General features: G+C 63.5%; 5 protein-coding genes. All 5 read left to right on the forward strand.

Going from position 1 to position 12,548, the window contains the following annotated elements:
* The first annotated feature begins 269 nt into the window (after positions 1 to 269).
* The 5 genes from X742_RS168955 (at position 270) to X742_RS168935 (ending at position 12,517) form a co-directional block, all read left to right on the forward strand.
* On the forward strand, positions 270 to 2,198 hold the full coding sequence (locus X742_RS168955; RefSeq protein WP_023769590.1) for an autotransporter assembly complex family protein: 1,929 nt from the start codon (positions 270 to 272) through the stop codon (positions 2,196 to 2,198).
* 2 nt (positions 2,199 to 2,200) lie between these two features.
* The gene (locus X742_RS168950; RefSeq protein ID WP_023769591.1) at positions 2,201 to 8,254 is read left to right on the forward strand and encodes a translocation/assembly module TamB domain-containing protein; all 6,054 of its coding nucleotides are present in this window, start codon (positions 2,201 to 2,203) and stop codon (positions 8,252 to 8,254) included.
* Positions 8,255 to 8,506: 252 nt separating this feature from the next.
* The gene (locus X742_RS168945; protein ID WP_023769592.1) at positions 8,507 to 10,165 is read left to right on the forward strand and encodes an ABC transporter substrate-binding protein; all 1,659 of its coding nucleotides are present in this window, start codon (positions 8,507 to 8,509) and stop codon (positions 10,163 to 10,165) included.
* A 148-nt stretch (positions 10,166 to 10,313) separates the two neighbouring features.
* A complete protein-coding gene (locus X742_RS168940) occupies positions 10,314 to 11,348 on the forward strand; it encodes an ABC transporter permease (RefSeq protein WP_023769593.1) in 1,035 nt (344 codons plus the stop codon).
* 11 nt (positions 11,349 to 11,359) lie between these two features.
* Positions 11,360 to 12,517, forward strand: a complete 1,158-nt coding sequence (locus tag X742_RS168935) for an ABC transporter permease (RefSeq protein WP_023769594.1) — start codon at positions 11,360 to 11,362, stop codon at positions 12,515 to 12,517.
* The last annotated feature ends 31 nt before the right edge of the window (positions 12,518 to 12,548 follow it).

The following is a 12,548-nucleotide window of genomic DNA, read 5'->3' on the forward strand; positions in this document are numbered from 1 at the left end:
GACAATTGCAGACGTCCGGGCATGATCAAGCTTCAGTCGGGCTTGTCAACGCGCGAACGCGGCAGGTGCCGCCTGCCAACGGTTTATTTTCCGGCCAAGGACCGGTATGCGAACAGTAACCTCCATGGCAAAGGGGATCACGCTTTCTTGCGGAAACGCAGAAGGTGTGAATTCCAAGCCCGTCCTATTTCAGACAATTGGATTGTGGCCCCTTTACGAGCGCTTCAGAACTTCATTCCAATTTTAGTTTTACGAACTAGGTTGTCTTAATGCCGGCGCATGAAGAGCAGATGTCAGGAGGGATCGCGCCAGGGCGCGTGCTTCCGCGCGCCCTGGCTTTGGCCATGATGTGCTCGATGGCGCTGCTTTGCGAATCGGGGTCCGCGGCCGCGTTCGAGCTTTTCGGCATCAAGCTGTGGGGATCGTCCAGCGACGAGGACGCCGACATTGTCGATCCCCTGCGCTATGCGGTGACCATCTCCGCGCCCGATGCCGACAAGGACCTCGTCAAGAAGCTCGAAAACGCCTCGGCGCTGAAAAGCGACGAGGACCGACCGGTTTCGGGCTCGCTCGGGCTGATGGCCAAGGCACGCAGCGACCGTGAACAGCTGGTCGCAGCCCTTTATGCCGATGCCCGTTATGAAGGCGTCGTCACCGTCACCATCGACGGCAAGCCGCTCGACGAATTGCCGCCGGACGCCGAATTCAAGGGGCCGCAGCCCATCCCGGTAGCGATCACCATCTCAGCCGGCCCCAAATTCACGCTCGGCAACATCAGGCTGGAAGGCGACGCGGCGGGGCTGATGAGCGCCGATTATGGGCTGATATCAGGCGGCGATGCCGGATCCGGCGCGGTGCTCAAGGCAGAGGCGCTGATCGTGCGGACGCTGAAGGAGCAGGGCAGGCCGCTGGCCAGGGTGACCGACCGGCAGATCGTCGCCGACCATGCCACATCGACGCTCGACGTGACGCTGACGGTCGCGGCCGGCCCGGTAGCCGGCTATGGCGCGACCACGGTGGAAGGCACCGAGAAGGTCGACCGCGACTTCACCGAATACATGACCGGGTTGAAGCGCGGCAAGCAATACTCGCCGCAGGAGATCAGTGACGCGCGCGACAGGCTGCTGGCGCTCGAGGTGTTCAACAGTGTCAGCTTCAAGGAAGCCGACAAGCTCGATGCGGACGGCAACATCCCGATCGGCGTCCAGGTCAGCGAGCGCAAGCCGCGTTATTTCGGGCTGGGCGGCACATTCTCGAATACCGAGGGGCTTGGCCTGGAGGGCTACTGGGGCCATCGCAACCTGTTTGGCCGTGCCGAAAAGTTGCGCATCGACGGTGCCATCAGCGGCATCGGAAGCAACAATCTGTCCGAACTGAACTACAATGCCGGCATCATGTTCGAGAAACCCGGCGTCATCGGGCCGGCATCGAAGTTCTTCGCCAGCGTCAAGACGGTGCTGGAACATCCCGACGCCTATGACCATTTCTCGGTCAAGGGCAGCACCGGCCTGTCCTATGAACTCGACAAGAAGCAGACCGTGTCAGCCGAGGTCGCGCTCGACTATTCGCGCATTCACGACGCCTTCGGCAAGCACAAATACCTGATCGCCAGCATTCCGCTGCAGTATGTCTATGACAACAGAGACAACCGGCTCAATCCGACCACCGGCTTCCGTTTGCTGGCCTATGCCGAGCCGAGCTACGATATTTTGAGCGGTGCGGCCTTCCTCAAGCTGAAGGGCGAAGGGTCGGCCTATCAGTCGCTGGACACGGCCTCGAAATTCGTGCTGGCCGAACGTGTCGCCGTAGGCTCGATCGTCGGTACCGGGCTGCAGAACGTCCCGGCCGACCGACGTTTTTATTCCGGCGGCGGCGGTTCGGTGCGCGGCTATGCCTATCAGGGCATCGGCCCGAAGGACTTCACGGGCCAGCCGATCGGCGGCCTGTCCTTCTTCGAGACTTCAGTCGAGATGCGCATCGCCGTCACCGACACGATCGGCATCGTGCCGTTCGTCGATGCCGGCACTGTGTCGACCAAGTCGGTTCCCAGCTTCTCCGACGTCAAGGTCGGCGCCGGTGTCGGCCTGCGCTACGTCACGCCGTTCGGGCCGCTGCGCATCGACGCGGCCGTGCCGCTTAACCGCGATCCAGGTGATCCGCATTTCGGCATCTATGCCGGCATCGGACAGGCGTTCTGACGATGAAGACGGTCTGGCGCATTCTTCGCATTGTCCTTTACACGCTGCTGATCGTGGTCGCGGGTGCGATCGGCGCGCTGGTTGTGCTGACCAAGACCGAGCGCGGGCGCGACAACCTCGCCGGCATCATTTCGCGGCTGGCTTCGAGCGACGACCGCAAGGTCACCGTCAGCGGCATCGACGGCATCTGGTCGGGTAATCTCAGCGTCGACCATGTCGTGCTCGAGGACCGTGAGGGCGCCTGGCTGGTGGCGCGCAAGGTGGCCGTCGACTGGTCGCCGACCGCCCTTTTGTCCAAAAGCTTCAGCGCCGATCGCATCGCCGCCGATCGCGTCGAACTCGCACGCCTGCCGGTGGCCGGTACGCAGCCGCCCGCACAGAGCGGCACGACGACGCTGCCGGTCTCCATCGAAATCAAGCAGATCGAGCTTCCGGAAATCGCGCTTGGCCAGCAACTGGCCGGCAGCGGCATCGCCGAGCTGGCGGCCAAGGGAATGCTCAAGGCCGATGCCGCGCCACTGGCGGTCCAGACGGTGCTCAACGTCACCCGTCACGACGGCAAACAGGGCAATGTCGACGCCAAGATCCACTTCGCACCCGCCGATAACAAGCTGGACCTCGACCTCAAGGCGTCGGAGCCGGCCGGCGGCATCATTGCCAACCTGCTCAAGCTGCCCGATGCGCCACCAGTCGATATCGTGGTTTCGGGCAGTGGGCCGCTTGCCAACTGGAGCGGTGTCGCCACCTTCCTCGTCGATCATCGAATCGTCACCCAACTCACCGGGCGTCACCAACTCACCGACAAGGGCAATCATCTCGAAGCGAAGGGCGACGGCGATTTTGCGCGTTTCCTGCCGGAAAACCTGAAGCCGCTGTTTGCCGGCAAGACCAGCTTCGATGTCGCGGGCACCGCCACGTCGGCGGGCGGCATCAGCATCGACCGGGCCAGCATCGAGAGCGATGCGGTGCACGGCACCGCCTCCGGCATTGCCGATCCTGCCGGCGCCAGCGACCTGTCGGTCGAACTCGCCGCCAAGGGCCCGCCCGTGGTGATCAGTGTCGGCAGCAAGGCGCAGCCGATCACGCTCGCGATCAAGAACGCCACCGCGCGCGCCTTCGGCGACGGCAAGGCGCCGATCGTCGACATCGGCGCCTCCTTCGTTTCGATCGTCGCCGGCGGCACGCGGCTGGACGATCTGGCAGCGCAAATCCATTCCGACGGGTTCGATATTCAGAACCGCGCCGGCCCGGTTGCCGTCAAGCTGGAGGCGGGCGGCCTGAAAACCGACGTCGCGACGTTGGCGCCGCTGATCACCGGCAAGGTCAATGTCGATCTGGCCGGTTCAATCAGCAAGGACGCCATTGCCATCGATCAGGGTACGCTGCGCTCCGATGCGGTCAATGCCTCGCTGACCGCGACGGTGGCGCTCGCCGACATGTCGATGCAGCTCAAAATGAATGCCGATGCCGTGGCCACCGCGTTTCCCCAGCAGATAGCCTCGGTACTCGGCGGGCGGGTGAAGTTCTCGGCCACGGCATCGCGCGATCCGCAGGGATCTTTCGCCGCGAACTCCATCGAACTCACTTCAGGATCGCTCAGCGCCAGCGGTACGGCCAGCATGCAAGGCACTGACATCCAGGCCGACATCAAGGGCAAATTGGGCGACGTTTCGGTGTTGTCGCCGACGGTCGGCGTGCCGGTTGCCGGCGGGGTCGATTTCGCGCTGTCGGCAAGCGGCGCGATGACCGCGCCGGATTTCACCGTTAGCGCCAACAGCGACAGCCTGACCGCTTCGGGCCGTACGGTAAAGGCCATCAAGCTGACCGCGAGCGGCAAGGCCGACATAACGAACCCTTCCGCCAACGTCTCGCTGACCGGCGCCGTCAACGACCAGCCGCTCGACATGAAGGCGGCCCTGGTGACCAGCGAGGGCAAGCGTTCGATCAATGGATTCCTGGTGTCGCTGGGCGACAACAAGGTCTCGGGCGACCTGGCGCTCGACGAAAAGTTCATGCCCTTGGGCAGGCTGACGCTCGCCGCACCTGCCATCGACCAGTTGGCCGCGCTCGCCGGCCAGGCGGTGACCGGCGACATCAACGGCACCATCTTGTTCAGCAAGGACGGCGATGCACCGTCCATTGCCATCGATGCCAAGAGCACGTCGGTCGCGCGTGGCGAGGTTACCGCCAAAGCGATCGCCATCAATGCGCTGGTCGCCAATTATCTCAAGGCGCCGGCGATCTCGGGCACCATCAAGGCCGATGCGGTCACTTCGGGAAGCACGGAAATCAGCGGCATCGGCGTCGACCTCAAGCGCGATGGCGACTGGACCGATTTCACTGGTGGCGCGACCATAGCGGGCATTCCCGCGACCGCTGCCGGCCGGGTGAAGATCGCCGCGGGCACCACCAGCGTCGAGATCGCCTCGGGTGAGGCCACCGTTCGCGGCATCAAGGCGGCGATCGCCGAACCGTCGGCTCTGACCATCGCCGACGGTACGGCCAAGATCGAGAAGCTTGCGCTCGATATTGGCGGCGGCAGGGTGGCGCTGTCGGGCAGCGCTGGCGAGACGCTCGATCTGGCGGCGCAGGTATCCGCCTTGCCCGCGGCCCTTGCCAATGCGTTTTCGCCTGGCCTGGATGCCACGGGAACGCTTGACGGTATCGCTGAAGTGAGCGGAGCGCCGGCAACTCCCGACATCCGTTTCAACGCGAAACTGGCCGGTGCCGAGACTAGCCAGACCCGCCAGGCAGGGCTCGGACCGCTCGCCGTCGATGCGGCCGGCAGCTACACAATCGCCGGCGGCGTCGCCCTCGACCATGCAACCCTGTCCGGCGACAAGGTTTCCGGGCAGGCGACAGGCACCATCAATCCGAATGGCGCGAGCGATTTTGCGATCGATCTGACCTCGTCGGGCCCCAGCCTGCCGCTGACGGTCGGGAGCGCCGAGAGCCCCGTCAAGATGGAGGTCCGATCAGTATCGGCCAAAATCGCGGGCGAAAGCACGCATGCCCGAGTGGACCTTTCCGTGATCCTGCCCTCGGTCGTCACCAGCCCGGCGAAGGTGGACGGACTGACCCTGGCACTGCACTCGGACGCATTCGATCTCCGGAATCGCGCCGGGCCGGTTTCCGGAAAGGTATCGGTGGACAAGGTTGGGCTCGACAATCCAACGATTGCGCCGCTCATCGCCGGCAAGGTCACGGCCGCGCTCAGCGCCCGGCTGAGCGCCGACACCGTGGCCATCGACAGCGGCTCGCTGAAAAGCGATACGCTGAGCAGCCAGGTGGCCGGCCAGGTATCGCTGCGTGACGGTGCCATCGATCTCAACCTGAAGGCGGATGCGCCATCGTCGGCCTTGCCGACGGCGGCACGCGGCATGCTTGGCGACCGCGCCCAGATAAGCGCCACGCTGAAGCGCGAACCCAACGGCAATCTCCATATCGGTGGATTGAAGCTGGCTTCCGGCGCGCTGAGCGCCGACGGACAGGCAAGCCTTGCCGACAATAAGGTGACCGCCGACATCAGGGGGACGCTGAGCGACATCTCGCCATTGTCTAGGGATGCCAAGGGCGCCATCGCCTTCGCGCTGAGCGCGCAAGGGCCGGCCATGGCGCCCGACCTGTCGCTTACCGTCAACAGCGACGGGCTGTCGGTGGCATCGCGCGAGATCACCGGGTTGAAGCTCACGGCTACCGGCAAGGCCGATGCCGCCAATCCGGCGGCCAATGTCCAACTCACCGGCAATGTCGCCGGGCAGGCGCTGCAGGGGAGTGCCGTGCTGGCAACGACGAACGGCAAGAGCGCCATCAACGGACTGCTGCTGTCGCTGGGCAAGAACCGCGTCTCAGGCGATCTGGAGCTGGACGACAAGTTCGTGCCTGAAGGCACAATTTCGCTCGACCTCCCCGACATCGGGCCACTTGCCGCGCTGGCGCTGGAAAAGGCGGAAGGCGACGTTCGCGGCACGATCGCCTTCTCCAGTAATGGCGCGGCACCCCAGGTCGCCATCAAGGCGGCTACCACCTCGATCACGCGTGGCGATCTCCAGGCAAAGGCAGTTTCCATCGATGCGTTGATCGCAAACTATCTTGCGGCGCCAGTCGTCTCCGGCAAGATCCGCGCCGACACGGTTATATCGGGCGGCACCGTGATCAGCGGCATCGACGTGGACCTCAGGCGCGACGGCGACTGGACCGGCTTCTCCGGCGGCGCCACGGTCAAGGGCATTCCGGCCAAGGCAGCCGGCCGCGTGAAGGTGGCCGGCGGCACCACCACGATCGAGCTCGCTTCGGGGCAGGCAACCGTCCAGGGCATCAAGGCGGCCATCGCCCAGGCCTCGACCGTCAGCATCGCCAATGGCACGACGACGCTGGACAGGCTGGTGCTCAACCTTGGCGGCGGCACCGCGACGGTAACCGGCAAGGTCGGGCAGGCGCTCGACATCAATGCGGTGCTGGCGCGCGTGCCGATGTCGCTCGCCAACGGTTTTTCGCCCGGGCTCGATGCCGCGGGCTCCATCTCCGGCACGGTGAAGGTGACGGGCGCACCGGCGAACCCCGCCGTTGCCTTCAACATAGACGCGGCGGGCGTGCAGACATCGCAGACCCGTGGCGCGGGCGTCGGCGCGGTGAGCGTTTCCTCGACCGGCACCTTTGCCGGCAACAAGCTGGCCTTCAACGCCAATATCAGCGACGGGGCCGGCCTTGGCCTCAAGGGCGGCGGCACGGTGACGACAGCAGGCACGCCGGCGCTGTCGCTCGACTTCAACGGTGCGGTGCCGTTCGGTCTCCTCAGCGAGAAGCTTGCCGCGCAGGGCCTGTCGCTGAGCGGCAACGCCAATGTCAATGTGCAGGTGCGCGGCCCGGCGAAATCGCCCGTCATCGGCGGTACGGTGAGGGCGTCCGGCGCACGCTTGGTCGATGCCAATTCGGGCCTCGCGGTCAACGACATCGCCCTCGATGTCTCGATCGGCAACGGCGTCGCCAGGATCAACCGGCTGACCGGTACACTGTCGACGCGCGGCAGCCTGTCGGCCAGTGGCACGGTCGGTATCAATCCGGCGCAAGGGTTCCCGGCCGACCTGTCGATCAAGCTCACGGACGGTCGTTATACGGACGGTCGCGTGGTGACCGCCAACCTTGGCGGCGACCTGACGATCAAGGGACCGCTGACTTCGGCACCGGCGATTGCCGGCACCGTCAACCTGGCCAAGACCGTCATCACGGTCCCGGACAAGTTGCCGGGCTCGCTCTCGGCGCTCGACGTCAAGCACAAGAATGCGCCGGGCCCGGTCAGGGCGCAGGACAAGGCGCTGCGCCCGGCCACGACCAGCGGCAAGAGCGGTGGCAGCGGTCTTGCGCTCGACGTCACGGTCAACGCGCCGAACCAGATCTTCATCCAGGGCAGGGGTGTCGACGCCGAACTCGGCGGCTCGCTCAAGCTGACCGGCCCGGCCTCGTCGCCCCAAGCCGTCGGCACCTTCACCTTGCAGCGCGGCCGGCTGTCGATCCTTGGCAAGCGGCTGACCTTCACCGAAGGCACGGTCGGGTTCTCAGGTTCGTTGGTGCCTTATCTCAACCTGACGGCGACAACGACGACAACCGGCGCGACCGTCACCATCGTCGTGTCGGGCGAGGCGACCAATCCCAAATTCAACTTCAGTTCGGTGCCGGCGCTGCCGGAGGACGAGGTGCTGGCGCAACTCATCTTCGGGCGGTCGATGTCGAACCTGTCGCCGCTGCAGATCGCGCAGCTGGCCGAGGCCGCCGGACAATTGGCCGGCGTCGGCGGTTCGACGTCTCTTCTGGAAAACCTGCGCAGCGCCATCGGCGTCGACGACCTCGACGTGACCACCGACGACAAGGGCGGCACGGCGGTCTCGGCCGGCAAGTACCTGAACGACCGCACCTATGTGACCATCCAGAAGGGGGACAAGCCGGGTTCCGGCAAGGCGACCATCGACCTCAATGTCGGGCGCGGCGTCAAATTGCGCGGCGAGGCGACGGACGCCGGTGAAGCCAAGGGCGGCATCTTCTACGAGAAGGAATATTGAGGCCCTGGCCTTCATCCTGGCCATAACTGGCGCTGTCGTAACCAGTGCGAATGTCTCAATTTAATTGCTCGAAGAGATTTTGGCGAAATCTGGGCGCACTAGCAATTTTGCGCCAAGACTGTCGCTATCACGCGAACTGCCCCCCTTTCAAAGTTGCACATTCGCTAACATGTTCCCAATCCATGCCGTCTTTGACATCATGGCCCGGATGCGGAATGTTAATCGGCGGAAAGCCAACAATGGGAGTTAGTCATGACAATCTATAAGAGCAACGGCGACAGCGTTCCGGATCACATCCTGGCGATGGCCGAAGAAGCCAAGTCGGGCAAAGTCGATCGCCGCGAATTCCTCGCGCTCGCCAGCGTCTTCGGTGCCTCGACCGCCATGGCCTACGGCCTGCTCGGCCTTGCCGCTCCGACCCCGGCCAAGGCCGAGGACGTCCAGGGCAAGAAGGGCGGCGTGCTGAAAGTGGCGATGTCGGTCAAGGATCCCAAGGATCCGCGTACCGCCGACTGGTCCGAGATTTCCAACGCCCAGCGCCAGGCGCTCGAGCCGCTGGTGAAATACACCAAGGAGTACACATTCGCTCCATATCTGCTGGCAAGCTGGGACATCAACGACGACGCCACCGAGTACACGCTGCATGTGCGGCCTGGCGTCGAATGGAACAATGGCGACAAGTTCACGGCCGATGACGTGATCTACAATTTCACACGCTGGGCCGACAAATCAGCCGAAGGCAACTCGATGCCGGGACGTCTCGGCAGCCTCGTCGACGAAAAGACCAAGAAGTTGCGCGAAGGGTCGATCGTCAAGGTCGACGACATGACCGTGAAACTGAAGCTGTCGAAGCCCGACATCGCCATCATCCCGAACCTGTGCGACTATCCCGGCCTCGTCGTCCACAAGAGCTTCGACGAGAAGGGCGCCAACTTCAAGAACTGCCCGATCGGCACTGGTCCGTTCGAGCTCGTCTCCTATGATGTCGGCCAGAAGGTGGTCTACAAGCGCCGCACGACCGGCAAGTGGTGGCAGGGCGAAGCCTTCCTCGACGGCGTCGAGTTCATCGACTACGGCACCGATCCGGCCGCGACCGTTTCGGCCTTCGAATCGGGCGAAGTGCAGACCAACCACGAAACGACCGCCGACTACGTAAAGATCATCGCGGACGTCGGCGCGCCGCCTTCGGAAGTGGTGACCGCGGCTACCGTGGTGTCGCGCTTCAACGTCAACGCCAAGCCTTACGGCGACCAGAAGGTGCGTCAGGCGATGTGCCTGGCCGTCGACAATTCGGTGGTCCTGCAACTCGGCTACGGCAATGCCGGCACGCCGGCCGAAAACCACCATGTCGCGCCGATCCATCCGGAATATGTCGAACTGCCGAAGATCAAGCGCGACGTCGCCAAGGCCAAGCAGATGCTGACGGAAGCCGGCGTGATCGATTTCGAACACGAGCTGATCAGCAACGACGAGGACTACCACAAGAACACCACGGACGCGATCGCGGCCCAGTTGCGCGAAGCCGGCATCAAGGTGAAGCGCACCGTGCTGCCGAGCTCGACCTTCTGGAACGACTGGACGAAGTATCCATTCTCGGAGACCAACTGGAACATGCGTCCGCTTGGCATCCAGGTCATCGCCATCGCCTACCGTTCGGGCGAAGCCTGGAACGAGACGGCCTATGCCAATCCGGACTTCGACAAGAAAGTCAACGAGGCGCTCGGCGTCGCTGATGCGGAGAAGCGCAAGGTGGTGATGAAGGATATCGAGCAGATGCTGCAGGATTCCGGCATCATCATCCAGCCTTACTGGCGCAAGCTCTACATCAACATCAAGCCCGAGGTGAAGAACCACTCGATGCACCCCACCTACGAGCACGATTTCGGCAAGGTCTGGCTCGACAAGGCGTGACCGCTGCTTGATGAATATGAGGGGCGCGTGTCCCTCGTATTCTCAGGATCGTTGCCGTTGCATTGGATGCAGCGGCGGCGTGACGTCACAAGGTTTTCGTCACAGGGTTGACCATATCTGACCCCAACCCGGCCGGCAGGGGGGCACAATGTTCTCATTCATCATCAGACGCATCGGCACGATACTGCTCACGATGCTGTGCCTGACGCTGGTCGTCTTCTTCCTCGTCAATCTCGAACCCAATCTGAAGAAGCTGGCGATCAGCCAGACCGAAATGCACACATCGGCCGAGCAGCTTGAAAGCTGGCTGGTTAACCACGGCTATCGCCAGAACTTCTTCGTTCGCTATGGCCAGTGGCTCGGCGTCGTGCCCAAGCAGCCGATCACGGATTCGGCGACCGGAAAGACCACGCAGCGCTTCTCCTTCTGCAATGACCCGGCCGTGCCGACATTCTCCGGCGTGATCGAGGGTGATTTCGGCTGTTCGACCAAGTTCAAGACCACGGTCGCGGCCAAGCTATTCCCTGCGCTGGGCGCTACCGGCATTCTGATGCTCTGCGTGCTGGGCGTAATGGTGCCGGTGTCGCTGCTGGTTGGCATCCTTGCCGGCATGCGGGAGGGGTCGCGCACCGATCGCGTTCTGTCGATCGCCTCGATCGCCTCGACGGCGACACCTGAATATGTGTCGGGCGTCATCTTCACCGTCGTCTTCGCCTCCTGGCTCGGCTGGCTGAACGGGTCGGCCGCCTCCGCGAGCCAGGGCATCACATTCTATAATTTCACCCTGCCGGTGATCACGCTGGCGATCTACGGCATCGGCTATATCGCGCGCATGACACGCGCCTCCATGGTCGAGGTGATGACGCAGCAATATATCCGCACGGCACGCCTGAAGGGGCTTTCCTTCAAAAGCGTCGTGGTCAAGCACGCGCTGCGCAACGCGTTGATCGCACCGTTCACGGTCATCATGCTGCAGTTTCCCTGGCTGCTCACCGGCGTCGTCATCGTCGAGGTGATGTTCCGCTACCAGGGCTTCGGCTACACGCTGGTCGAGGCCGCCGGCAACAACGACATCGATCTTCTGCTCGGCTGTTCGCTGGTCTCGGTGTTCATCGTGCTGATCACCCAGCTCATTTCCGACGTCGGCTACGCATTCCTCAATCCGCGCATCCGCGTTCAGTAGGGAGAAGGCGCATGCAAGCTCAATATATCGGCGCCTCCACCATCATCCTCGAAGTGCTCTGGCGCTTCTGGCCGGTCTGGGTCGCCCTCGCCATCGTCATGGGTGCGAGCTTTCTCTACAAGAAGAAGCTGGCGCTCTACGGCCAGTTGTTCGATAGCGGCGTCGGCGTAGCGGGCGTCTTTATCTGCCTGTTCTGGCTGTTCACGGCGATCTTCGCCTCGACCATCTCGCCTTTCGATCCGCTCGGCCAGATCCCGATGATGAAGGACACGCTGCCGGGCGCCATCGAACCGCAATCGGGGCTCGCCTATCTGTTCGGCGGCGACAAGCTGGCGCGCGATGTGTTCTCGCGCATGGTCTATGGGAGCCAGATCGTGCTGATCATCGCACCCGCCGCGACCGGTTTCGCGCTGATGGTCGGCATCACGCTTGGCCTGCCGGCCGGCTACTACGGCGGCAAGATCGATTCCATCCTGTCGTTCCTGGCGAACCTCGTACTGGCCTTCCCGGTGATCCTCTTGTTCTACCTGCTGGTAACGCCCGGCATCATGGACACGCCGATCCCCTATGCGCTGGCCGGCGTCTTCTTCCTGTTTCCGATCATTTTCTTCAGCGTGCTGTTCTGGACGCGCTACAAGAACCGGCCCGACCGGATCTATATCCTGCTTGGCCTGACACTGATCATAGGCGGCTGGATCTACCTCGGCCTTGTCTTCGACAGGGACCCGCTGCACATCGTCCACATCGATCCCAACCAGCTCAACATCTTCGTGGCGGTGGTGTTCGCCTCCAGCCCGGGCGTGTTCCGCATCGTGCGTGGCCTGGTGATGGACATCAAGACGCGCGACTATGTGGCGGCGGCGCAGACGCGCGGTGAATCGCCTTGGTACATCATGCTGTGGGAGATCCTGCCCAATGCGCGCGGGCCGCTGATCGTCGATGCCTGCCTGCGCATCGGCTACACAACCATATTGCTTGGCACGCTGGGTTACTTCGGCCTGGGCCTTGCGCCCGAGAGCCCGGACTGGGGTACGGCGATCAAGGATGCCAGCCGATTGCTGCGTTCCTTCATTCACCCGGCGCTGCCGCCGACGATCGCGTTGATGTCGTTCGTTCTGGGTCTCAACCTGCTCGCCGACTCACTGCGTGAGCAATCGATGAAGGATTGATGGCGGGGTCCCAGATCCCACTTGGCCAAGA

The sequence above is a fragment of the Mesorhizobium sp. LNHC229A00 genome (assembly GCF_000502415.1).
Lineage (GTDB): Bacteria > Pseudomonadota > Alphaproteobacteria > Rhizobiales > Rhizobiaceae > Mesorhizobium.